General features: G+C 71.3%; 26 protein-coding genes. 15 read left to right on the top strand and 11 right to left on the bottom strand.

What is annotated here, in order from left to right:
• Positions 1–42: 42 nt before the first annotated feature.
• The gene (locus ACQPYE_RS07270) at positions 43–846 is read left to right on the top strand and encodes a sulfite exporter TauE/SafE family protein (protein ID WP_498720134.1); all 804 of its coding nucleotides are present in this window, start codon (positions 43–45) and stop codon (positions 844–846) included.
• Here the strand turns inward: ACQPYE_RS07270 and ACQPYE_RS07275 are convergent.
• From ACQPYE_RS07275 to ACQPYE_RS07285, 3 genes are all read right to left on the bottom strand, one after another.
• The gene (locus tag ACQPYE_RS07275; protein ID WP_498722855.1) at positions 815–1,585 is read right to left on the bottom strand and encodes a VOC family protein; all 771 of its coding nucleotides are present in this window, start codon (positions 1,583–1,585) and stop codon (positions 815–817) included. The two genes, ACQPYE_RS07270 and ACQPYE_RS07275, sit on opposite strands and share 32 nt — an antisense overlap.
• A 114-nt stretch (positions 1,586–1,699) precedes the next feature.
• Entirely contained in the window at positions 1,700–1,915 is a 216-nt protein-coding gene (locus ACQPYE_RS07280) for a type II toxin-antitoxin system antitoxin (protein ID WP_498720136.1), read from the bottom strand.
• Position 1,916: 1 nt separating this feature from the next.
• Positions 1,917–2,837: an SPFH domain-containing protein gene (locus ACQPYE_RS07285; protein ID WP_498720137.1), complete on the bottom strand. Its 921-nt coding sequence runs from the start codon at positions 2,835–2,837 to the stop codon at positions 1,917–1,919.
• Between the two features lie 121 nt (positions 2,838–2,958).
• Between ACQPYE_RS07285 and ACQPYE_RS07290 the strand changes: the two genes are divergently transcribed.
• Genes ACQPYE_RS07290 through ACQPYE_RS07300 form a run of 3 tightly spaced genes read left to right on the top strand, consistent with a single transcriptional unit; the run spans position 2,959 to position 4,916 of the window.
• On the top strand, positions 2,959–4,068 hold the full coding sequence (locus tag ACQPYE_RS07290) for a winged helix DNA-binding domain-containing protein (RefSeq protein WP_498720139.1): 1,110 nt from the start codon (positions 2,959–2,961) through the stop codon (positions 4,066–4,068).
• 4 nt (positions 4,069–4,072) lie between these two features.
• Positions 4,073–4,534 carry a GNAT family N-acetyltransferase gene (locus tag ACQPYE_RS07295; protein ID WP_498720141.1) on the top strand — a complete coding sequence of 154 codons (462 nt, stop codon included), beginning with the start codon at positions 4,073–4,075 and terminating at the stop codon, positions 4,532–4,534.
• 13 nt (positions 4,535–4,547) lie between these two features.
• Positions 4,548–4,916, top strand: coding sequence for a VOC family protein (locus ACQPYE_RS07300; RefSeq protein ID WP_498720143.1), 369 nt, complete (start codon positions 4,548–4,550; stop codon positions 4,914–4,916).
• Here the strand turns inward: ACQPYE_RS07300 and ACQPYE_RS07305 are convergent.
• The gene (locus ACQPYE_RS07305; protein ID WP_498720145.1) at positions 4,893–5,489 is read right to left on the bottom strand and encodes a class I SAM-dependent methyltransferase; all 597 of its coding nucleotides are present in this window, start codon (positions 5,487–5,489) and stop codon (positions 4,893–4,895) included. The genes ACQPYE_RS07300 and ACQPYE_RS07305 overlap by 24 nt on opposite strands.
• A 69-nt stretch (positions 5,490–5,558) precedes the next feature.
• Positions 5,559–5,993, bottom strand: coding sequence for a type II toxin-antitoxin system PemK/MazF family toxin (locus ACQPYE_RS07310; protein ID WP_498720147.1), 435 nt, complete (start codon positions 5,991–5,993; stop codon positions 5,559–5,561).
• Positions 5,994–6,095: 102 nt separating this feature from the next.
• On the opposite strand from ACQPYE_RS07310, the gene lepA reads away from it, so the two are divergent.
• Together lepA and ACQPYE_RS07320 are read left to right on the top strand one after the other, a co-directional pair.
• Entirely contained in the window at positions 6,096–7,940 is a 1,845-nt protein-coding gene (gene lepA / locus ACQPYE_RS07315; protein ID WP_498720149.1) for a translation elongation factor 4, read from the top strand.
• 119 nt (positions 7,941–8,059) lie between these two features.
• A complete protein-coding gene (locus ACQPYE_RS07320) occupies positions 8,060–8,578 on the top strand; it encodes a Uma2 family endonuclease (protein ID WP_498720151.1) in 519 nt (172 codons plus the stop codon).
• Between the two features lie 55 nt (positions 8,579–8,633).
• On the opposite strand, the gene ACQPYE_RS07325 is transcribed toward ACQPYE_RS07320, so the two are convergent.
• Both ACQPYE_RS07325 and ACQPYE_RS07330 read right to left on the bottom strand, forming a co-directional pair.
• Positions 8,634–8,855: a hypothetical protein gene (locus ACQPYE_RS07325; protein WP_498720154.1), complete on the bottom strand. Its 222-nt coding sequence runs from the start codon at positions 8,853–8,855 to the stop codon at positions 8,634–8,636.
• A gap of 120 nt (positions 8,856–8,975) precedes the next feature.
• Positions 8,976–9,401: an HD domain-containing protein gene (locus ACQPYE_RS07330; protein WP_498720156.1), complete on the bottom strand. Its 426-nt coding sequence runs from the start codon at positions 9,399–9,401 to the stop codon at positions 8,976–8,978.
• Between the two features lie 109 nt (positions 9,402–9,510).
• Between ACQPYE_RS07330 and ACQPYE_RS07335 the strand changes: the two genes are divergently transcribed.
• Positions 9,511–10,995, top strand: coding sequence for a chitinase (locus tag ACQPYE_RS07335; RefSeq protein WP_498720158.1), 1,485 nt, complete (start codon positions 9,511–9,513; stop codon positions 10,993–10,995).
• A gap of 51 nt (positions 10,996–11,046) precedes the next feature.
• Here the strand turns inward: ACQPYE_RS07335 and ACQPYE_RS07340 are convergent, their stop codons facing one another.
• A complete protein-coding gene (locus tag ACQPYE_RS07340) occupies positions 11,047–12,606 on the bottom strand; it encodes an alkaline phosphatase D family protein (RefSeq protein WP_498720160.1) in 1,560 nt (519 codons plus the stop codon).
• Between the two features lie 229 nt (positions 12,607–12,835).
• On the opposite strand from ACQPYE_RS07340, the gene ACQPYE_RS07345 reads away from it, so the two are divergent.
• Both ACQPYE_RS07345 and ACQPYE_RS07350 read left to right on the top strand, forming a co-directional pair.
• Positions 12,836–13,873, top strand: coding sequence for an NAD(P)H-dependent flavin oxidoreductase (locus tag ACQPYE_RS07345; RefSeq protein ID WP_498720162.1), 1,038 nt, complete (start codon positions 12,836–12,838; stop codon positions 13,871–13,873).
• A gap of 17 nt (positions 13,874–13,890) precedes the next feature.
• Complete coding sequence (locus ACQPYE_RS07350) at positions 13,891–15,540, top strand: DUF885 domain-containing protein (RefSeq protein ID WP_498720164.1); 1,650 nt, start codon at positions 13,891–13,893, stop codon at positions 15,538–15,540.
• On the opposite strand, the gene ACQPYE_RS07355 is transcribed toward ACQPYE_RS07350, so the two are convergent.
• Positions 15,505–16,947: an amino acid permease gene (locus tag ACQPYE_RS07355; protein WP_498720165.1), complete on the bottom strand. Its 1,443-nt coding sequence runs from the start codon at positions 16,945–16,947 to the stop codon at positions 15,505–15,507. The genes ACQPYE_RS07350 and ACQPYE_RS07355 overlap by 36 nt on opposite strands.
• 122 nt (positions 16,948–17,069) lie before the next feature.
• Complete coding sequence (locus tag ACQPYE_RS07360; protein WP_498720166.1) at positions 17,070–18,038, bottom strand: zinc-binding dehydrogenase; 969 nt, start codon at positions 18,036–18,038, stop codon at positions 17,070–17,072.
• 68 nt (positions 18,039–18,106) lie between these two features.
• Between ACQPYE_RS07360 and ACQPYE_RS07365 the strand changes: the two genes are divergently transcribed.
• From ACQPYE_RS07365 to ACQPYE_RS07375, 3 genes are read left to right on the top strand one after another with little or no spacing between them, the layout of a single operon-like run.
• A complete protein-coding gene (locus ACQPYE_RS07365; RefSeq protein WP_498720168.1) occupies positions 18,107–18,343 on the top strand; it encodes a hypothetical protein in 237 nt (78 codons plus the stop codon).
• An 11-nt stretch (positions 18,344–18,354) separates the two neighbouring features.
• On the top strand, positions 18,355–18,792 hold the full coding sequence (locus ACQPYE_RS07370; RefSeq protein WP_498720169.1) for a guanyl-specific ribonuclease: 438 nt from the start codon (positions 18,355–18,357) through the stop codon (positions 18,790–18,792).
• Positions 18,789–19,058: a barstar family protein gene (locus ACQPYE_RS07375; RefSeq protein ID WP_498720170.1), complete on the top strand. Its 270-nt coding sequence runs from the start codon at positions 18,789–18,791 to the stop codon at positions 19,056–19,058. The genes ACQPYE_RS07370 and ACQPYE_RS07375 overlap by 4 nt, the downstream gene beginning before the upstream one ends.
• Here ACQPYE_RS07375 and ACQPYE_RS07380 read toward each other — a convergent pair.
• Positions 19,055–19,846 carry an enoyl-CoA hydratase-related protein gene (locus ACQPYE_RS07380; RefSeq protein WP_498720171.1) on the bottom strand — a complete coding sequence of 264 codons (792 nt, stop codon included), beginning with the start codon at positions 19,844–19,846 and terminating at the stop codon, positions 19,055–19,057. The genes ACQPYE_RS07375 and ACQPYE_RS07380 overlap by 4 nt on opposite strands.
• A 61-nt stretch (positions 19,847–19,907) precedes the next feature.
• Between ACQPYE_RS07380 and ACQPYE_RS07385 the strand changes: the two genes are divergently transcribed.
• The 3 genes from ACQPYE_RS07385 to ACQPYE_RS07395 all read left to right on the top strand — a co-directional run bounded on the left by ACQPYE_RS07385 (position 19,908) and on the right by ACQPYE_RS07395 (position 22,565).
• Positions 19,908–20,531, top strand: a complete 624-nt coding sequence (locus tag ACQPYE_RS07385) for a DJ-1/PfpI family protein (RefSeq protein WP_498720172.1) — start codon at positions 19,908–19,910, stop codon at positions 20,529–20,531.
• Positions 20,528–20,986, top strand: a complete 459-nt coding sequence (locus tag ACQPYE_RS07390; protein ID WP_498720174.1) for a MarR family winged helix-turn-helix transcriptional regulator — start codon at positions 20,528–20,530, stop codon at positions 20,984–20,986. Before ACQPYE_RS07385 ends, ACQPYE_RS07390 begins: the two co-directional genes overlap by 4 nt.
• Before the next feature lie 94 nt (positions 20,987–21,080).
• Positions 21,081–22,565, top strand: a complete 1,485-nt coding sequence (locus ACQPYE_RS07395) for a glycoside hydrolase family protein (RefSeq protein WP_498720175.1) — start codon at positions 21,081–21,083, stop codon at positions 22,563–22,565.
• Positions 22,566–22,576: the final 11 nt, after the last annotated feature.

Consider the following 22,576-nt stretch of genomic DNA (forward strand, 5'->3'; position numbering starts at 1 on the left):
ACCACGGAAAAAGCAGTACAACCGTCCGATTACTCTGAACGGGTGACCGCCGCACTCGACTGGCCCGGCTTCGGGCACATCTCGCTCGCCGCCCTGGTGTTCCTCTGCCTGGCCGCCGCCCTCGCGGGCGCGGTCGACGCGGTGGTGGGTGGCGGTGGGCTGATCCAGCTGCCCGCGCTGCTGCTGATCGCGCCCGGCGGCCAGCCGCTCTACGCGCTGGCCACCAACAAGATCGCCTCCGTGGTCGGCACGGCGGCGGCGGTGCGCACCTACGCCCGGCAGACCACGATCGACTGGTCCTCGGCGTTGCCGATGGCGACGGCCGCGTTCGCGGGGGCGGTGGGCGGCGCGGCGTTCGCGGGGGCGCTGGCGCCCGGTGTGCTCAACGGCGTGGTGCTCGTCGCGCTGGTCGGCGTCGGCCTCTACACGTGGCGCAAGCCGGAGCTGGGCGTGGCCGAGGCGCCGAGGTTCACGCGCTTCGCGCAGGTCGTGGTGATGGCCCTGGGCGGCGCGTTGATCGGCTTCTACGACGGCTTGGCCGGTCCGGGCACGGGCGCGTTCCTGGTGTTCCTGCTCGTGGGTCTCGTCGGGTTCGCGTTCCTGCGCGCGTCGGCCACGGCCAAGATCGTCAACGTGGCGACCAACCTGGGCGCGCTGCTCTACTTCATCCCGGCCGGGAAGGTGTTGTGGGGCCTGGGCCTGGTGCTCGCGCTGTGCAACGTGACCGGCGCGGTGTTCGGCGCCCGGCTGGCGGTGCGGCGCGGCTCGGCGTTCGTGCGCCGGGTGTTCCTCACCGTCGTGGTCGCGCTCGTGGTCAGTCTGGGGTGGAAGGCGGCGGTTGGATGAGCCGGAACGTCGCGCCCATCGGGTCGCCGACCGTGGTGAACCGGCCGAACCTCGACTCGACCACGTCGCCGACCGTGACGCCGCCCAGCTCGCTCACCCGCCTGGCCGCCGCGTCGGCGTCGGTGACCGCGAAGTACGTCATCCAGTGCGGCGGGATCTCGGCCGGGATCTCGTTGACCATCCCGAACACGCCCGCCACCGCGCGCCCCTCCACCCGCAGCTGGGTGTACGGGAAGTCGGGCAGCGGGTCCAGCCCCACGTCGAACACCTGCTGGTAGAACTCCGCCGCGCCGAACGCGTCGCGGGTGGCCAGCTCGTTCCAGATCACCGAGCCGGGCTCGTTCACCACGTACGCGCCGATGTGCGTGCCCGCCTCCCACAGCCCGAACGCCGCGCCGTAGGGGTCCACCGCGATCGCGCCGCGTCCCGGCCCGCCGGTGTCGAACTCCGGCACGAGCACCTTGCCGCCGTTGGCGTTGAGCCTCTCCACCGACTCGTCCAGGTCGTCGGTGGCCAGGTAGGTCGTCCACACCACGGGGAACATCACGTCCGACGGCATCTCGCCGAACCCCGCCACGGGCAGGCCGCGCGCCAGCGCCATCGTGTAGTGCCCGGTCTCCGGGCCGCCGATCTCGAAGTCCCAGCCGAACAGGCCGCCGTAGAACTCCATGGTGGCCTCACGGTCGGTGGTCATCATGTCCACCCACGCGGGTGTGCCTGGCGGGTACGGGGAGTCCATCTCGCTCACCTGGCCAACAGTCGCACCGGCCGTCACGCTCCGCGAGTCGATCAACGCCCGACCGGGTGGCACGCGAACGCCGTCGGTGCGATGGAGCCGCACCGACGGCGTCGGTCATCCGGTCGAGCCGTTCCCGTCGCTCTTGCGGGGCCGGCCGCGCCTGGGTTGGTCGGCCGCGCCGGTGGGCAGGCGACCGGCTTCGGCGAGCGCTCGGCGCAGCAGGAACTCGATCTGCGCGTTCGTGCTGCGCAGCTCGTCGTTCGCCCACCTCGTCAGCGCGTCGTGCACCGCCGGGTCGAGGCGCAGCAGGACGCTCTTGCGCTCGGCCACCTCAGGTGTACAACGACCCGGCGTTGACCACTGGCTGGGTGGATCGGTCGCCGCAGAGCACGACCAGCAGGTTCGACACCATCGCCGCCTTGCGCTCCTCGTCCAGTTCCACCACGTCCTCCTCGGCGAGCCTGGCCAGCGCGAGCTGGACCATGCCGACCGCTCCCTCCACGATCCGCGACCGGGCCGCGACCACCGCGCCCGCCTGCTGGCGCTGCAGCATCGCGTGCGCGATCTCCGGAGCGTATGCCAGGTGCGTGAGCCGGGACTCGATCACCTTCACCCCGGCGGACTGCACGCGGGCCGAGATCTCCACCGACAGCGTCTCGGTGATCTCGTCCGCGTTCTCCCGCAGGGACAACCCGGCCTCGTCGTGGTTGTCGTACGGGTAGCTGGTCGCGATGTGGCGCACCGCGGTCTCGGTCTGGATGCCGACGAACCGCACGAAGTCGTCCACCTCGAACATCGCCCGCGCGGTGTCCTCCACCTGCCACACCACCACGGCGGCGATCTCGATCGGGTTGCCGTCCGCGTCGTTGACCTTCAGCGTCGCGGTCTCGTGGTTGCGGATCCGGGTCGACACCTTCACCTTCGTGGTGAACGGGTTCGCCCAGCGCAGGCCGTCCTCGCGGACGGTGCCGGTGTAGCGGCCGGCGAACTGGAGCACCCGCGACTCGCCCGGCGCGACGGTGAACAACCCGATGGACGCGACGGTGGTGCCGACGATCAGCAGGGCGCCGGCCACGATCGCCGGGACGGAGGGCCCGTCGTCGCCCGGGATCGAGCCGAACGCGATCAGCGCCGCGCTCGCCAGCGCCCCGACCACCACGCCCGCGAGCACGCCCCACCCGGACGGCGCGCGTGCTTCCTTCTCCCGGACGACCGGGACCGGCATCTGCACCGCGATGTCGGTGACGTCCATGTTCCACCCCTCGATGTCATATCGCTTGCCTAGCAAAGTGATATCACTTTTCCAGGTCGGCGGGCAAGCCGGTCGCGCTATGAGGACAGGAGTTGACCGCGATGGGTCCTACGGTGGCCCCATGACCCCGGTACTGAGCCGTCGCGCCCTCGGCCGAGCCACCCTGGCCCGCCAGTTCCTGCTGGCCCGCACCGAGGCCGCCGTGCCCGAGGTCGTCGCGCACCTCGTCGGGTTGCAGGCCCAGACGCCGCACACCTGGTACACGGGCCTGTGGTCGCGGATCGCCGGCTTCACCCCCGACCGGGCCGCGGACCTGCTCGTGGACCGGGAGCTGGTGCGCATCGCCGTGATGCGGTCGACGATCCACCTGGTCACCGCCGCGGACGCCCTCGCGCTGCGCCCGGTGGTCCAGCCCGTGCTCGACCGCGACCTGTTCCGCAACTTCACCCACGGCCGGGACATGCGCGGGCTGGACGTGGACGCCGTGGTGGCCGCCGGTCGCACGTTGCTGGCCGAGAAGCCGCGCACCAACAAGGAGCTCGGCGCGCTGCTGCACGAGCGGTGGCCGGACCGCGCGCCCGCGTCGCTGGCCTACGCGATCCGGTGCCTGGTGCCGTTGGTGCAGGTGCCGCCGCGCGGGGTGTGGGGCCGCAGCGGCACGATCGCGCACACCAGCGCGGAGACGTGGCTGGGCGCGCCGGTGGCGGAGCGGCCGTCGGTGGGCGACCTGGTGCTGCGCTACCTCGCCGCGTTCGGTCCCGCGACGGTGAAGGACGTGCAGACCTGGTCCGGCCTCACCAGGCTGCGCGAGGTGGTCGAGGGGCTGCCGCTGCTGCGGCTGCGCGACGAGGACGGCCAGGAGCTGGTCGACCTGCCCGACGCGCCCCGGCCGGACGAGGACGTGCCCGCGCCGCCGAGGTTCCTGTACGACTTCGACAACGTGCTGCTCTCGCACGCCGACCGCCGCCGGGTCGTCACCGACGACGTGCGCGCCCAGCGGTACGACCCGCACGGTCCCGTGCCGCAGTTCTTCCTGGTCGACGGCGTCACGGCGGGCGACTGGAAGCTGCACCGGACCAAGGAGGTCGCCACGCTGGAGCTGCGGCCGTTCCACCGACTGACCGCGGTGGACGAGGTGGAGCGGGAGGGCCGGCGGCTGCTGTCGTTCCTCGCGGCGGACGTGCCGGAGCACGAGGTCCGGACAACCCCACCGGCGGCTCGACGCCCCTGACCGCATGAGGACGATCACCGTGCGCCCACCCCGCGCAGACGACCTCGCGCCGCTGGTCGAGGTCTACGTGCGGGCGCGGCGCAGCTACTACGACGGACACCTGCCAGAGGAGGAGTTGGCCGAGTGGGAGCGGTCGGCGCGGTCCCTCGGCGACGACATCTTCGACCAGCCGGGCAGGGTGTGGCTGTGCGCCGACCTGGACCACGAGTTCGCCGGGTTCGCGCAGGTCAGGGCGGGCGGTGAGCTGGGGCTCCTGCACGTCGCCCCCGCGCGTTGGGGCAACGGCGTCGGCCTCGCGCTGCACGATGCCGCCGTGGACGCCCTGCGCGACCTCGGCGTCACGACCGCGCGCCTGGACGTGTTCGCGCACAACCACCGGGCGCGGCGCTTCTACCTCGCCCGGGGTTGGCGCGAGGTCGGCCGGGACGAGTCCCACCTGCGAATGGCGCTGGAGCTGGAGGTGTGATCGCCTGGACGGCGTGGAGATCCTGAGCAGCCGCGTCCTCGTCCGCTCCCCCGAGCCGGAGCGCGCGCGGGCGTTCTACCGGGACGTGCTGGGCCTGGCCGTGTCCCGGGAGTTCCCCGGCGGCACGGTGTTCTTCCTCGGCCAGGGGTTCCTGGAGGTCTCCGGCGCCTCGGCCGGGCACCCGACGGACGCCACCCAGCTGTGGCTCCAGGTACGTGACCTGGCCCGGGCCGCCGAAGAGCTCGCCGAGCACGTCGTCCGGCCCGCCCGGCGCGAGCCGTGGGGCCTGGACGAGCTGTGGATCGCCGACCCGGACGGCAGGCGGATCGTGCTGGTCGAGGTGCCCGCCGACCACCCGCTACGCCGGGACGTGCGCCAGTAGCCGCACCGCGGGCCCGATCACGCCGCCGTACTGGTGCAACGACGTGCGCACCCCGGCGAACCCCGCCGCCTCGGCCTCCCGGATCAGGTCGTACTCGGAGGTGTCCAGCGCCCGCCGGTGCACCGAGACGACCAGCCTGCCACCGGGCCGCAGCACCCGGAACAGCTCGTGGAACGCGGCCGGCCGGTTGCCCCACAGCTGGAGGTTGTTCACCGAGACCACCACGTCCACCGAGCCCTCGGGCTGGCCCGTCCGCGTCGCCGCACCCTCGCACAGCTCCACCCGGCCGGCCACGATCAGCTCGGCGCACCGCTCGCGCGCCTCGTCCAGCATGACCTGCGACGGGTCGACGCCGATCGCCTTGAGCGCGCGGTCGCCGGCCAGCTTGAGCCCGACGCCGGGACCGGGGCCGAGCACCAGCACGACCTCCTCGGACGTCGGCGCGGCCAGCTCGGCGACGTCCTCCTCGACCTTCGCGTTCAGCACGGCCATGACCCGGCCGCCCAGCTCGCCCACCTTGCCGCGCGGGTGCCCGAACGCCGCGTCCAACGCCTTCGCCAGGTTGTTCGCCATGTCCCCAGCGTCGTCACGGCGAGCCCCGGTCGCATCGGGGATCGCCCCGAGGGCGGTCCGGGGTGGGGGTCAGCGCCAGCCCATTCGCCGCAGCGCGTCCACGACCAGCGAGAACCGCTCCGGCTCCAGCACCGAGCCCTCCCGGCGGATGTCGTCCTCGGCCAGCTCGAAGACCCGGTCCAACCGCAGGTAGGAGCGCCTGCCGTCGCGGTCCCAGCGGCCGGAGCCCAGGTCGAGGCAGTCGTCCAGCTCGTGCGGGTCGGGGGTCCTGCTGGTCAGCATCAGGCCGAGCAGCGCCCGGCGGTGGCGGCCGACGACCAGCAGCGGCCGGTCCTTGCCGCGATCCGGGTCCTCCTCGAAGGGGACCCAGGCCCACACCACCTCGCCCGGGTCGGCCAGGCCGTCCAGGTCGGGGGAGTACTCCAGGGTGGCCGCCACCGCGGCCGTGTGGACCTCGCGCACCGCGCCCCTCGAAGGGCGGGCGTCTTCACCGTTCGCGTACACGGCGGGCAGCATATGGTCTCGGTCACGTACGCGCGGGACGCCGCGACCCCGTGACGTGAGAAGATGGGTCGATCCCCCGTCCTTCGTGTGCGAGGAACCTGAGTGACCACGTTCGCCGACCAGACGTTCACGCCTCCGGACCTGATCCGGAACTTCTGCATCATCGCGCACATCGACCACGGCAAGTCGACCCTGGCCGACCGCATGCTGCAGCTCACCGGCGTCGTCGAGGGACGCGCCATGCGCGCTCAGTACCTCGACCGCATGGACATCGAGCGCGAGCGCGGCATCACCATCAAGGCCCAGAACGTGCGGCTGCCGTGGCAGGTCAACGGCCAGGACCACGTGCTGCACATGATCGACACCCCGGGTCACGTCGACTTCACCTACGAGGTGTCGCGGGCGCTGGAGGCGTGCGAGGGCACCGTGCTGCTGGTCGACGCCGCGCAGGGCATCGAGGCGCAGACGCTCGCCAACCTGTACCTGGCGATGGAGAACGACCTCACCATCATCCCGGTGCTGAACAAGATCGACCTGCCCGCGGCGGACCCGGACAAGTACGCCAAGGAGCTCGCGCACATCGTCGGCTGCGAGCCCGAGGAGGTGCTGCGCGTCTCGGCCAAGACCGGTCTCGGCGTCCAAGCGCTGCTGGACGAGGTCGTCAAGCGCGTGCCCGCGCCGGTCGGCGACGCCGACGCGCCGCCCCGCGCGATGATCTTCGACTCGGTGTACGACACCTACCGCGGCGTGGTCACCTACATCCGCGTGGTCGACGGGAAGATCACCCCGCGCCAGCGGATCCGGATGATGTCCACCAACGCGACGCACGAGCTGCTGGAAGTCGGCATCATCTCGCCCGAGCCGAAGCCGAGCGTCGGCCTGGGCGTCGGCGAGGTCGGCTACCTGATCACCGGCGTGAAGGACGTGCGCCAGTCCAAGGTCGGCGACACCGTGACGGCGGAGAAGAACGGCGCCACGAAGCCGTTGGCCGGGTACCGCGAGCCGCGGCCGATGGTCTACTCCGGGCTGTACCCGGTGGACGGCTCGGACTACCCGATCCTGCGCGAGGCGCTGGAGAAGCTCCAGCTCAACGACGCCGCGCTGACGTTCGAGCCGGAGACGTCGGCCGCCCTGGGCTTCGGCTTCCGGTGCGGCTTCCTCGGCCTGCTGCACCTGGAGATCACCCGCGACCGGCTGGAGCGCGAGTTCGGCCTCGACCTGATCTCCACCGCGCCCAACGTGGTCTACCGCGTGGTCATGGACGACGGCACCGAGCACGTGGTGACCAACCCGTCCGACTGGCCGGACGGCAAGCGCGCCGAGGTGTACGAGCCGATCACCAAGTGCACGATCATCGCGCCGAGCGAGTACATCGGCGCGATCATGGAGCTGTGCCAGGCCAAGCGCGGTCAGCTGGGCGGCATGGACTACCTGTCCGAGGACCGCGTCGAGCTGCGCTACACCATGCCGCTCGGCGAGATCATCTTCGACTTCTTCGACGCCCTGAAGTCGCGCACGCGCGGTTACGCGTCGTTGGACTACGAGGAGTCGGGCGAGCAGGACGCCGAGCTGGTGAAGGTCGACATCCTGCTGCAGGGCGAGCCGGTGGACGCGTTCAGCGCCATCGTGCACAAGGACTACGCCTACGCCTACGGCACCAGGATGGCCTCCAAGCTGCGCGAGCTGATCCCCCGGCAGCAGTTCGAGGTGCCGATCCAGGCGGCCGTGGGCGCCCGCGTGATCGCCCGCGAAACGATCCGCGCCATTCGCAAGGACGTGCTCGCGAAGTGCTACGGCGGCGACATCACGCGCAAGCGCAAGCTGCTGGAGAAGCAGAAGGAAGGCAAGAAGCGGATGAAGATGGTGGGCCGCGTCGAGGTCCCCCAGGAAGCCTTCGTCGCCGCGCTGTCCACCGACGACTCCGGCAAGGACAAGGGCAAGAAGTAGGACCACCGGCCCCATTCGCGCCGACCGGCACATCTTCGGGTGACGGGTCGGCGCGAATTGGCGTTCTCGAGGGTTTCCTCTGCCATGGTTGGCGCACCGACTTGGAGGAGGAGGCAACGATGATTCTTGATGACGGCCGTCGTTATGAACTCATTGACGGGATGCTGCACGTCAGTCCGGTGCCCGGCATTCGGCATCAGATGGTGGTCATGGGACTGATCGTCTCCCTGGGCGCCGATTGCCCCGACAGGCTGCTCGCACTTCCGGGTCCACTCGCGGTGCGTCCGTCCGAGTCGACGGAGGTGCAGCCGGACTTCCTGGTGGCCCCCGTAGAGGATTTCACCGAGGAGGCGCTGCCGGTCGCGCCGCTGTTGGCGGTCGAGGTGTTGTCGCCGGAAACGGAGCTGTACGACCTCACCCTCAAGAAGGCGGTGTACGAGCGCATCGCGGTGCGCAGCTACTGGATCATCGATCCGCAGGACCCCAAGCTGACCGCGTTCGAACTAAACGCCGAAGGCCGCTACGAGCAGGTGGCCGAGGTGCAGGGGGAGAAGGCGTTCGACGCGATGCTGCCGTTCCCGGTGCGGATCGTGCCCGCCGAACTGCTCGGCACGCTGTACGACCGGCCCCTGGAATGACGGAAGGGCCCTCAGGACGTCCCTGTCCTGAAGGCCCTCGAAGGGGTGCGGCGGCTCAGCTCTGGTTGCGCAGAGTGGTGCTGAGCGCCTGGCGGCGGAGGATCGCTTCGATCTCGCGCGCCTCGTGGCTGGAGTGCCGGGCGAGGATGGCTTCCATGTCCATCCGGGCGCTCGGGGTGTCGTAGGTGGCCAGCTCGCGGTTCAGCTCGGCTTCACGCTCGCGAAGCTGCCGACGGGTGGCGAAGTACGTGCGAACGGTCTTCAGAGGGTTGGTCATGTCGCCTTTCGATCGTCTCTCTGTATCGGTTCACCTACTATCTTGCCGCACGTCAGGGGCTTGCGCGACCAAATACGGCGTGATCTCCGCCGCAAGTGTCACGGTGGCGTGAAGGCCACGTCACCGGCCCAGGACGTCCAGTGCCCGGGAGTACTTCGCCCGCAGCCGGTCCTGGGTGGCGGTGTCGAGCAGGGCCAGCCGCGGTGGTGAGGTGTTGTCGGCGATGTCGGCCCGCTTGACCTCCACCGCGACCGGGTCGGTCAGCACCCGTGCCAGGTAGTCCTCCTGCGTCTCGCCCTCGCGGTGACTCAGCGCGAGGACGGTCGCCACCACCTCCGGCGGGCACCCGGCGGCCAGCAGGTCGTCGGCGGTGACCGCGGTGTCCTCGACCACGTCGTGCAGCACGGCCGCCATGCGCGCGTGCTCGCCGGCCACCCGGCCCATCACCCGCAGCGGGTGGCCGATGTACGGCTGGCCGGACTTGTCGACCTGTCCCTCGTGGGCCGCCCGCGCGATCCGGATCGCGTCATCAACGGTGAACGTCATCGGATCATTGTTCACACCCTTGACAAGACCTAGTGGTCTAGTCCATTTTTCGGGTGGCCCACGTCACCTGTGCTGGGCTTTGGCCGCCGACGAGAACGTGGAGGTGGACGTGCTTTCGAGGACGAGACGCGCACTGGGCGCGGTGCTGGCGGGTGTGCTGGCCATCGCGGGCCTGACCTTGGTGGTCGTGGGCAGCGCGTCGGCCGCCAACCTGGTCGCCAACCCCGGGTTCGAGGGCGGCACGGGCGGGTGGACGTGCAGCGCCGCGGCGACGGCGGCGACCACGACCAAGCGCAGCGGCACGCACGCCCTGGCGGGCACCCCGGCGGGCCAGGACAACGCCCGCTGCTCGCAGACGATCTCCGTGCAGGCCAACACCGCCTACAAGCTGTCCGCGTGGGTCCAGGGCAGCTACGTGTACCTCGGCGTGAGCGGCACCGGCAGCGGCGACAAGAGCACGTGGACGCCCGGCTCGACGGGCTTCAGCCAGCTCTCGATCGACTTCACCACCGGCGCGAGCACCAGCGTCACCATCTACGTGCACGGCTGGTACGGCCAGCCGACCTTCTACGCCGACGACGTGAGCCTCGACGGACCGGGCACCCCGCCGACGAGCACCACCACCAGCACGAGCACGAGCACCACGACCACCACCACGACGACGACCACCACCACGACCACGACGACCGGCAACCCGGACCCGTCGCTGCCCAAGCACGCGCTCACCGGCTACTGGCACAACTTCGACAACGGCTCGCGCCTGCTCAAGCTCGCCGACGTGCCCACCACGTACGACATCGTGGCCATCGCGTTCGCCGACGCCACCACCACGCCGGGCGCGGTCTCGTTCACCCTCGACCCGACGTTGTCGAGCAAGCTCGGCGGCTACACCGACGCGCAGTTCAAGGCCGACATCCGCACCCTGAAGGCACGCGGCCAGAAGGTGATCATCTCCGTCGGCGGCGAGAAGGGCACGATCAGCGTCGGCAACTCCACCGCGGCGACGAACTTCGCCAACAGCGTCAAGACCCTCATCGCGAACTACGGGTTCGACGGCGTGGACATCGACCTGGAGAACGGCGTCAACGCCACCTACATGGCGCAGGCGTTGCGCGCCATCCACGCGGGCGGCGGCAAGGTCATCGCGATGGCCCCGCAGACCATCGACATGCAGTCCACCGGCGCGGAGTACTTCAAGCTGGCGCTGGCCGTGAAGGACATCCTCACGGTGGTCAACATGCAGTACTACAACTCCGGCTCGATGCTCGGCTGCGACCAGAAGGTCTACTCCCAGGGCACGGTGGACTTCCTGGTGGCGCTGGCCTGCATCCAGTTGCAGAACGGCCTGCGCCCCGACCAGGTGGGCCTGGGCCTGCCCGCCTCGCCGTCGGGCGCCGGCGGCGGCTACCAGTCGCCCGCGAACGTCAACGCGGCGTTGAACTGCCTGGCCAAGGGCACGAACTGCGGTTCGTTCAAGCCCGCGCAGACCTGGCCGGGCATCCGCGGCGCGATGACGTGGTCGATCAACTGGGACGCCGTCAACAACTGGCAGTTCGCCAACGCGGTGGCCCCGCACCTGGACACGCTGCCGTAGCGCGGTGGACGCCGTCCCTCCCGTCACGCCACGGGAGGGACGGCGCCGTCGCTAGCCGATCCGCTGCGTGCCGGACGGCACGGTCACCGTCTTCGCCACCGCGGCCGGCGAGTCGGAGCGGGTGCGGTCGGCCAGGAAGTACCAGCTCATCCGCACGTGCTCGCGCCGCACGTCCAGCACGGTGTAGCCGTGCGAGTCCAGCTCCACCCACTTCAGGTGCCGGTTCAGCCCGACCAGCGCGGCCTCCAGCGCCAACGACGTGGTGCGCGGCGGCGAGCCGGTGAGCTCGTCGACGTTGTCCGAGGTGACCGACGGGACGACCAGTTCGGTGGCGATGGTCTTCGTCAGCGGGTACAGCGCCTCGTCCACCGGCACGTCGAACGCCCACGAGCTGTGCACGTCACCGGTGAGGAACACGGTGTCGCGCACGTCGTGCTCGGCCAGCAGCGCGATCACCGCGTCGCGGTCCCGCGGGTAGCCGTCCCACTGGTCGTTGTTGATCGTCGGTCCGACGAGCCGCGTCACGGCCCCTGCCTGCGGCACGGGCGGCACGAGCAGCGGCGAGAAGATCACCGGGTTGCCGATCAGCTTCCACTGGACGTCGGTGCGCAGCAGGCCGTCGCGCAGGAACGCCATCTGGTCCGGACCCGTGAGCGTGCGGCCGGGGTCGCCCACCTGCTCCTGGTCCACCTGCCGGCTGCGGTACGAGCGCAGGTCGAGCATGGTCAGCTCGGCGAGCGTGCCGAAGCGGAGGCGGCGGTAGACCCGGTCGCCGTCGAGCCGCACGGGCATCCACTCGTGGTAGGCGCGCATGGCGGCGGCACGGCGGTCCGCCCACGTGCCCTCGGTCGTCTCGTCGTGGTCGGGCGAGCCGCCGGACCAGGCGTTCTCCGCCCACTCGTGGTCGTCCCACGTGATGATCCACGGGTAGGTGGCGTGCAGTTTTCGGAGGTCCGGGTCGGTCTTGTACTGGGCGTGCCGGACCCGGTAGTCGGTCAGCGACCGCGCCTCGCCCGGAGGCTCGTGATCGCGGGACCGGGTGCCGATGTAGTCCTCGTACAGGTAGTCGCCCAGGTGCACGACGGCGTCGAGGTCGTCGCGCTCGGCGAGGTGCCGGTAGGCGGCGAAGCGGCCCGCGACCCAGCTGGAGCAGGAGACGACGCCGAACCGCAGCCCGTCGACCTCGGCGTGGTGGGCGGGCGCGGTGCGGGTGCGGCCGACGGGGGAGTGCCCGCCGGCGAAGGTGAAGCGGTAGAAGTACCAGCGGCCGGGGCGCAGGCCGTCGACGTCCGGCTTGACGGTGTGGTCGCGGTCGGGGCCGGTGGTGACCTCGCCGCGCCGGACGACTCGGCGGAACCGCGCGTCCTCGGCCACCTCGTAGCCGACCACCGCGGTCGGGCCCGCGCCGGAACCGGGCGCGCTGTCCTCGGTGGGCGTGACGCGGGTCCACAGGACGACCCGCTCGGGCAGCGGGTCGCCGGACGCGACACCGTGCCGGAAGTGCGGGGTCGAGGCCTCGGCGGACGACGCGGGCAGCGCGGGCGCGAGCAGCGCCACGCCTGCGAACGCGCCGAACCGCAACGCGTCCCGCCGTGGATGGGTGTTGGGCATGCCCTCTACGACGACGTGGTGGCCCCTGGAGGTTGCCCGTTGTCCCGCCCGGCGAGCACGACACACCGCTCCTGAACGTAGGACTCTCGCGTCCTGAACGTAGGACTCTCGCGTTCCGAACGCAGGACTCTCGCGAGAGTCCTGCGTTCGGAAGGCGCCGTTTTGCGCAAGGACGCCGTGGACCTGCGACTACGTGACCGGAGGCGTGGCGCGGGTTAGGGTCGGCGCCATGTTGGACCGACTCGAAGTGCCCGTCATCGCCGCGCCGATGGCCGGCGGGGCGTCCACCCCCGCGCTCGTGGCCGAGGTCGGCCGGGCGGGTGGCCTCGGGTTCCTGGCCGCCGGCTACCTGTCCGTCGAGGCGGTCGCCGAGCAGATCACCGCGACCACCGCGCTGACCGACCGGCCGTACGGGGTGAACCTGTTCGTGCCCGGCCCCCGGTCCACCACCGACCTGTCCGGCTACCGCGACCGCGTCAAGGAGCAGTCGCCGACCGAGCCGGGCGAACCGCGGTGGGACGACGACGCCTACGCCGCCAAGCTCGAACTCGTGATGGCGTTGCGCGTCCCGGTCGTGTCGTTCACGTTCGGCTTGCCGAACCCCGAGGACGTGCACCGGCTGCACGCGGCCGGCTCGACGGTCGTCGTCACGGTCACCACACCGCACGAAGCCGCGCAGGCGGCGCAGATCGGCGCGGACGCGTTGTGCGTGCAGGGGAGTGAGGCGGGCGGGCACCGCGGCACGTTCGCCGACGACGGCGTCTCGCCCGGGGGCGGCGAGCTGTTCGGCGTGCTGGCGGCCTTGCGGCTGGTCCGCGCCAAGGTGGACCTGCCGCTGATCGCCGCCGGCGGCCTGGTGCACGGCGCGGACGTGGCCGCCGTGATCACCGCGGGCGCGGTCGCGGCGCAGCTCGGCACCGCGTTCCTGGCGACCCCGGAGGCGGGCACGTCCGCCGCGCACCGCCAGGCCCTCGCCGAGGGAACCCGCCGCACCGCGTTGACCAGGGCGTTCAGCGGACGTCCGGCGCGCGGCCTGGTGAACCGGTTCCTGGTGGACAACCAGGAGCAGGCCCCCGCCGCGTACCCGGAGGTGCACCACCTGACCCGGCCGGTGCGCGCGACCGGCGACCCGGAGCTGATGTCGTTGTGGGCCGGGCAGACCTACGCGCTGGTCCGACCGGCCCCGGCCGCCGAGGTGGTGGCGAGGCTGGTCGCCGAGGCGCGCCAAGCCCTTTCCGTCGCGATCACGCGCATTTCGCCGGTGTAGCACCACAGAATGGCGACGTGACCACCGCGCGTGAACTCGCCGACGAGATGCTGACCCTCGTCCTGGACGCCGACCCCGTCATGGCGACGCTGCTCGGCATCCCGGGCTGGGACCACCGGCTGCCCGATCCGAGCGTCGAGGGCGGACTCGTGCTGCGCGCCCGTGCCGAGGACATCGCGCGGCGGGTGCGCGCCGAGGACGACGACCCGGTGACGCGCGCGGTGGTCGTGCAGCAGGCGTGGAGCCTGGTGCACCGCCTCGACGCGAACCTGGTCGAGCACACGCACGCCGAAGGCCTCACCGCGCCGTTCGCGGTGGTGCTGGGCGCGTTGCCGCTGGTCCGCCCGACCGACGACGACGCGCGGCAGGCGTACCTGACCCGGCTGTCGTCGCTGCCCGCCTACCTGGACGCGCTCACCCGGAGGCAGCGCGACTCGACCCGGCCCCCGGTCGGGCACCTGGTGGAGGCCGCGATCCACCGCGTCGACCGCTACCTGGCCGACGACGAGGACGCGCTCGGCCTCCCGTTGCGGGACGGCCCGTACGCCGAGGTGTGCGCCCGGCTGCTGCACGAGACCGTGCGCCCGGCCATCACCCGCTACCGCGACTTCCTGCGCGCCGAGGTGGTCGAGCGCGGTCGCGGCGAGGACCGGCCCGGCCTGTGCTGGCTGCCCGACGGCGACCTGGTCTACGCCGACCTGGTCCGCATGTACACCACGACCGGCCACACACCCGAGGAGCTGCACCGGATCGGCCTGAACCTGATCGAGGAGCTGGACCGGGAGTACGAGGAGATCGGCGGCCGGGTGTTCGGCCCGACCCCGGCCGCCGGCGTGCGCGCGCGCCTGCTCGCCGACCCGGAGCTGCGCTGGAGCGGCGCCGAGGAGATGGTGGAGCTGGCCGCCGCGTGCATCGCGCGCGCCGAGGAGGTCTCGGGCGACTGGTTCGGCACGGTGCCGCAGGCTCGGTGCGTGGTCGAGGTGGTGCCGGAGGCGGAGGCCCCGAACGCCCCGCTGGCCTACTACATGGACCCGGCGCTGGACGGCTCCCGGCCGGGCACCTACTTCGTCAACACCCACCAGTCCGGGCTGCGCGAGCGGTTCAGCGCCGAGTCGACCGCGTTCCACGAGGGCGTGCCGGGCCACCACTTCCAGATCGCGCTGGCCCAGCGGCTCGACGACCTGCCGGTGCTGCGCCGGTTCGCGTCCATCGAGTCCTACCTGGAGGGCTGGGCGCTCTACGCCGAGCGGCTGGCCGACGAGATGGGCCTCTACAGCGACGACGTGGCACGCCTCGGGATGCTCGCGGGCGACTCGTTGCGCGCCGCGCGCCTGGTGGTGGACACCGGTCTGCACGCGTTGCGCTGGACGCGGCAGCAGGCCGTGGACTACCTGCGCGCCAACGCCGTCATGCCGGACGTGGACATCTTCTCCGAGGTCGACCGGTACATCGAGAACCCCGCGCAGGCGCTGTCCTACATGGTGGGGCGGCTGGAGATCCAGCGCCTGCGCGGTGAGGCGGAGCGGAGGCTGGGCGACCGCTTCGACATCAAGGCGTTCCACGACCTCGTGCTGGGCGGCGGGCCGCTGCCGATGGCCGTGCTCGCCGACGTGGTCGACGGGTGGTGCGACTCAGTCCTCGACGTCCGAGGGGTTGTTGAGCACTGACCTGCGCCTGCTGTAGGCGAAGTACACGACCAGGCCGATGAGGAACCAGACGCCGAAGCGCAGCCAGGTCTCCGGCGCCAGGAACGTGATCAGCCACAGCGAGAACACCACGCCGATGATCGGCACGACCGGCATGCCCGGCGTCTTGAACGTGCGCGGCAGGTTCGGCTGCTTGTACCGCAGCACGATCACCGCCACGCAGACCACCACGAACGCCAGCAGGATGCCGATGTTGGTCAGCTCGGCGGCCTCGGCGATCGGCAGGAAGCCCGCGATGACGGCGGACGCGACGCCGAGCACCCACGTGGTGCGCGTCGGCACGTGCTTGACCGGGTGGGTCTTGGCGAACCACTTCGGCAGCAGGCCGTCGCGCGACATCGAGTAGCCGACCCGGGCCGCGCCCATCAGGAACGTGAACAGCACCGTCGTGATGCCCAGCACGGCGCCGACCGAGATGATGATGCCCAGCGCGGGCAGGCCGATGTCGGCGAACGCCGAGGCGAACGCGCTCTCCGCGTCCACGTCCTTGAAGTTCACCATGCCGGTGAGCACGAGGCAGGCCAGCACGTACAGCACCATCGAGACGGCCAACGAGTAGATGATCGCCTTCGGCATGTGCTTCTGGGAGTCCTTCGACTCCTCGGCCGCCGTGCTCATCGCGTCGTAGCCGAACACCGCGAAGAACACCGTGGCCGCGCCGGTGAGCGCGCCGGAGATGCCGAACGGGAAGAACGGGTTGTAGTTGTCGGTGTTGATGTGGAACGCGCCGACCACGATCACCAGCAGCACCACGGCGACCTTGAGGTACACGAGGATCGTCTCGAAGCGGGCCGCGTTCTTCATGCCCGTGTTGAGCACGAAGGCGATCAGCAGGCACAGCAGCACGGCGAACAGGTTGACCTTGTAGCTGCCCGCCGCGACGTCGCCGGTCTCGGTGCCCGGTGCGCCGAGCATCCACACCGGCAGGTCGATGCCGAGCAGGTTCAGCAACTCGTTGAAGTAGCCGCTGATGCCGATCGCCACCACGGCCACGATCGCGGTGTACTCCAGCAGGAGGTCCCAGCCGATGAACCAGCCGACGATCTCGCCGAGCACGGCGTAGCCGTAGGTGTAGGCCGAGCCCGCCTTGGGGATCAGGCCCGCGAACTCCGCGTAGGAGAACGCGGCCGCCGCGCTGGCGATGCCCGCGACGAGGAACGAGATGAGCACGGCGGGGCCCGCGGTCTTGTTGGCCACGGCGCCGGCCAGCGAGAAGATGCCCGCTCCGATGATGCCGCCGATGCCGATCGCGGTGAGCTGCCACAGCCCCAAGGTCCGGGTCAGCGCCGTCTTCTCGTCGCCGATCTGCTCGATCGGCTTGCGGCGGAACACGCCGCTGCCACGGCCGAATCCGTCCTGCACCGTCATTCGTCCAGCTCCCTCGGTGGATTGGTGTGCGGCGAACCGTACGCCGGTCGGTCGTCACCGGGTTTGTTCGATTGCACCATTCGAGGGAGTGGTTTTTGTGCGGGCGTACGGGTTGACGAAGTTCAGCCGCGCGTGAAGACGATCTTGCCCGCGGTCTCGCCGTCGAGCATCGCGCGCAAGCCCTCCTCGACCCGCTCGAACGGCAGCTCCGCGCCGATCTGCGGGCGCAGGCCCGTCAGGTCGCAGAACGAGAGCAGGTCGCCCAGCTCCGCGCGCGTGCCCATGGTCGAGCCGACCACCCGCAGCTGGAGGAAGAACAGCCGAGGCAGCTCGGCCGCCGACGCGTCACCGCTCGTCGCGCCGGAGATGACCAGCGTGCCGCCCGGCTTGAGCGCCTTCATCGAGTGCGACCAGGTGGCCTTGCCGACGGTCTCGAACACCGCGTCCACCCGTTCGGGCAGCCGTGCGCCGGACTCGAAGGTCTGGTGCGCGCCCAGGCTCCCGGCCAGCGCGCGCTTCTCCTCGGTGCGGCCGGTCACCCACACGCGGAAGCCCGCCGCACGGCCCAGCTGCACCAGCGCCGTCGACACCCCGCCGGACGCGCCCTGCACCAGCATCGTCTGCCCCGGCCGCAGCCCCGAGTTCACGAACAGCATCCGGTACGCGGTCAGCCACGCCGTGCCCATGCACGCCGCCTCGGCGAAGCTCAGCCCCGCCGGCTTCGGCAGCGCGTTGCGCCCGGGGACCACGACGTAGTCGGCGAACGTGCCCTGGTGCTTCTCGGTGAGCAGGGTGCGGCGCGGGTCGAGCGTCTCGTCACCGGACCAGTCCGGGTCGCCGATCACGGAGTGCAGCACGACCTCCGTGCCGTCCTCCAGCACGCCCGCGCCGTCGCAGCCCAGGGTCATCGGGAACTGCTCCGGCTTGATGCCCACGCCGCGCAGCGTCCAGAGGTCGTGCATGTTGAGGCTCGCCGCCTTGACGGCCACCTTCACCCAACCCTCCGGCACTTCGGGCTCCGGTCGTTCGCCCACGCGCAGGGCGGCGATCGGGTCTTGCGGGCTCGGCTCGGCTGCGTAGACGGCGAACATGCGGGCAACTTACCGAGTGGTAGTGATCCGTGTGCGGTGAAGCGCGTCACGGGACTAGGCTCGACGGCGTGGTTGACGCGTTCGAGCAGTGGTGGGACGGGGTCGAGCTGTGGCTGGCGCAGCTGGCGTTCCCGTTCCAGTTCGCGCTGCTCATGTGCGTGCTGCTGCCGTTGTGCCTGGGGGTGGCCCGGCTGATCGACCGCGTCGTGGACAACGCCTCGACCAGGTTCAACCCGGTGCCCAAGGTCCCGCCGCCGGCTGCCGACGCGCAGCCCCGGAAGGTGGAGGCGGGCGAGCCTTCGTAGGCTCTGGAACCGTGACTCCCGCCCGGCGGCTCTCCGTCGCACTGCTCGGCCTGATCGCGCTGGTCGTGGTCGGCTACTTCGCCAAGGACCTCACCGGCACGTCGTCGGACCCGGCGCCGCCCTCGTCGTCGTCCTCGGCCTCGGTGCCGGGCGCGGGCTCCGGGCTGCCGGTCGAGCCGCTGTCGAGCCTGCCCGCGCAGGTCGAGGCCACGTGGGAGCTGATCGGCAAGGGCGGGCCGTTCCCGTACCCGCGCAACGACGGCGTGACGTTCCAGAACCGCGAGAAGGTGCTGCCGGCCAAACCCTCCGACTACTACCGGGAGTACACCGTGCCCACGCCGGGCAGCGACGACCGCGGCGCGCGGCGGCTGGTGACCGGGTCGTCCGACGAGGTGTACTACACCGCCGACCACTACGAGTCGTTCGTCGTCGTGGACGTGGACGAATGACCTACCGGCACGTGGTGCGCCGGGGCGCGCGCTCGAAGAAGGCCGCCATCGGGGCCATCGCGGAGGCGTTGAGCTTCCCCGACTGGTTCGGGCACAACCTGGACGCGCTGTACGACTGCCTGACCGACCTGTCGTGGCTGCCCGAGGGCGAGCACGTGCTGGAGTGGGAGGGCGGCGACGACGCCGTGGAAGCCGTGCTGGCGGACGCGGTCGCCCGAACCGCCGACCTGGGCGACCGCGTCCTGACCGTCGTCTACACCGACTAGACCTCCGCGCCCGCCTCTTCCTTCGGTACCCAGGACGGCTTGCGCTTGCCGACGAACGCGGCGATGCCCTCCTGACCCTCGGGGCCGCCGAAGTGCCGTGCGGACAGGGCCAGCATGTCGGCGAACACCTCGCCCAGGTCGGTGGACCGGGGCTCTTGGAGCATCCGCTTGGTGGCGGCCAGGGCGGTGGGCGCGCCGAGGGCGAGCATGTCGGTGTAGCGGGTGACCTCGGCGTCGAGGCCGTCGGCGGGCACGGCGGAGTTGATCAGGCCGATGGCGACGGCCTTCGGCGCGGCGAACGTCTCGCCGGTCAGGAACAGCTCGTGCGCGGCACGGGGCAGCAGGCGGGGCAGCACGGTCACCGAGATGACGGCGGGCACCACGCCGATGCGGACCTCGCTGAACGCGAACGTGGCCGTGTCCACCGCGACCGCGATGTCGCACGCCGCGACCAGGCCGACGCCGCCCGCGCGCGCGGGACCCGCGAGCCGTGCCACCACGGGCTTCGGGCTGGTCCAGAGCCGCTCCAGGATCGCCGGGAACTCGTTGACCCCCTGCTCACCGGCACTCGCGCCGCCCGCCTCCTTGAGGTCCATGCCGGAGCAGAACACCGGTCCGGTGTGGCTCAGCACGACCACGCGCACGGCGTCGTCGGCCGTGGCGGTCTCCAGGTGCCCGATCAGCTCGGCGCGCAGCCGGGCGGACAGGGCGTTGCGGTTGTGGGGGGAGTCCAGCGTGATCGTCGCGATGCCACGCCGCACCTCGTAGTGGACCAGCTCGTCTGCCATGGGCCGCACTCTACGATCCCGCACAATTGACAGCACTCTGTCAAAATGACAGGATGCTGTCATGACAACGGAGACGGTCCACCTCGCCCTGTACGACACGCTGGCGGACTGGGAGTTCGGGTACGCGACGGCGCAGATCAACACGCCGCAGTTCCAGAAGGCGCCCGGCCGGTACCGGGTGCGGACCGTGGGCGCGACGCTCGACCCGGTGACGTCCATCGGCGGCCTGCGGATCACGCCGGACCTGGCGTTGGCCGACGTCGACCCGGCGGACAGCGCGATGCTGATCCTGCCCGGCGCGGACACGTGGGAGAGCGGCGACAACGCGGTGTTCGGCGCGGCGGCGCGGCGGTGGCTGGACGCGGGCGTGCCGGTGGCGGCCATCTGCGGCGCGACGGTCGGCCTGGCCGCCGAAGGTCTGCTGAACGACCGCGCGCACGGCGGCAACGTGGTCGGGCAGCTGGAGGCCGTGCCGGGGTACACCGGTGCGGCGCTGTTCAGCGGTGAGCGCGCGGTGCGGGCGGACGGCGTGATCACGGCGGGCGCGGCGTCGGCGTTGGAGTTCGCGCGGGAGATCTTCGTGGAGCTGGACCTCTACGAGCCGGCGGTGCTGGAGGCGTGGTACGGCCTGTACCGGACGGGCGACCCCTCGTGGTTCGGCAAGCTCGTCGCCGCGGTGTCGTGACCGAGGTCGAGCCCCGCACCGAGGCGGGGGACGTGCTGACCGAGGTCGTCATGCGCACGTTCCGCCTCTACGGCGGTTTCCTGGAGGCTGCGGAGGTGATGACGAAGCCGGTCGGCCTGACCGCCGCGTGGTGGCAGGTCCTCGGCGCCGTCCTGCGCGAACCGCTGCCGGTGTCGGGCATCGCCCGCGAGATGAGCCTGACCAGGCAGAGCGTGCAGCGCACCACCGACCTGCTGGTGGCCAAGGGCCTGGCCGAGTACCTGCCGAACCCGGCCCACAAACGCGCCAAGCTGTTCCGCCCCACGGCGGCGGGCTACGAGGCCGTCTCACGCCTGGCCCAGGCCCAGCACGCGTTCACCAACCGGATCTCGGCCCAGGTGGACCCGGACGACCTGCGCACCACGCTCAAGGTGATGGAACGCCTGGTGGAGGCCTTGGACGCGGACGAGGGGTGACGGTCGGACGATCGATTTTCGCCGTCGTCGTGACATAGCGGTTGGTGACATCGTTCTTCATCCATATGGATCAGTCGCCCACTAGAGTGGCGACATGCCCCCCGGTCGACGACTGTCCGTGCTGCTGGCTGCCTGCGTGCTCGCGGGCACGGTCACGGCGTGCGTCGGCTCGGTCGAGAGCGGCGACTCGATCAGCCTCGCCCCGACGCGGCAGGCCACGTCGTCACCGGCGCCGCCTCCTCGGGAGAAGCTCGTGCTCGCGGTGGACGAGCCGCGGCAGAGCTCCGGCGTCGTGGTGCGGGGCGCCGGGGACGCGCCGTACAACTACGCGCCTTCCGTGCTCAGCGAGGGCGGCCGGATCCGCGCGTGGTGGTGCAGCCAGCTGAGCGTCGCGCAGCCGGGCGGCGACGACATCCTCCACAGCGAGGGGTCGACGCTGGACGGGGCGTTCACCGCGGCGTCCCCGGTCTTCTCCGGCAGCTCCAGCGGGTTCGACGCGATGCACGTGTGCGACCCGTCGGTGATCCGCGTCGGCGGCACCTACTACCTGTACTACACGGCCGCGTCGCGGGACGACCACGCCAACGGCAGCGCCATCGGTGTCGCGACGAGCCCGGACGGCGTCGTCTGGACCCGCGCGAACAACGGTCGGCCGATCGTCGTGCCGTCCGACGACGTCATCCGCGAGAACACCTACGGCGCGGGCCAGCAGTCCGCCGTGCACGTCGACGGCTGGTTCTACCTCATGTTCACCGACACCACGGGCCGCGCGTCCCACCCGAACGGCGCCGGCCAGTTCGTGCTCCGCTCCCGCGACCCCCTGTTCGGCAAGGGGGTCGAGGCGCTGACCGAGGCGGGGATGGCGCCGGTGTCCGCGACGAACCGGCCACGCACCCGTTCGGTGGTCGAGGCGTTCAGCGCGGACTGGATGTGGATCGACGCCGTGTCGGCGTTCGCGATCGCCCACGAGACCGACGCGGGCACCACGGTCACGTTCTGGGACGAGGACTTCACCCGTCACCCGTTCGACCCGGTGCTGATCCCCGGCGTGTGGCGGGAGGGGCCGGGGTTGGTGCGCACCGCCGAAGGCCACGCCCCGATCGACCCGGCCGACCCGTGCGGCCGGGTGTCCCTGGACGTGCTGCGCGCCACCGCGATCGGCGCCGCGGGCGCGCCGACGGACATCAGGCACTTCGGCCTCGACGCGGTCGGCCTGCGGGGCTGCGCCACGGCGGCCGAGGCCAGCGCGCTGGACGGCTACGCCGTGCCGTCCCCGGAGAACACGGCCGACGTGGTGGTCGGCAACAAGGTGGTCCGCTTCGAACGCCGTTCGGTGGCCGTGAAGTTCTCCCGCGGCGTGCTGGCGCAACGGCCGGCGGTCGTGGACTCGCTGCCGGTCGCGGTCCGCGTGCCCGCGGGGGCGCAGGCGGTGCGCGCCCCGGACAACGAGGTCGGGCTGGTGCTGGACGACAAGCTGTGGGTCGTCGACTCGGCCGAGGTGGCGGCGCTGAACTCGTCCCCGATCACGAACGTGACCGCGGAGCAGTGGACCCGCTACGAGCGCGGTCGGCTCTCGTAGCCGGCTGATCC

The sequence above is a fragment of the Actinosynnema sp. CA-299493 genome (genome assembly GCF_050946825.1).
Lineage (GTDB): Bacteria > Actinomycetota > Actinomycetes > Mycobacteriales > Pseudonocardiaceae > Actinosynnema.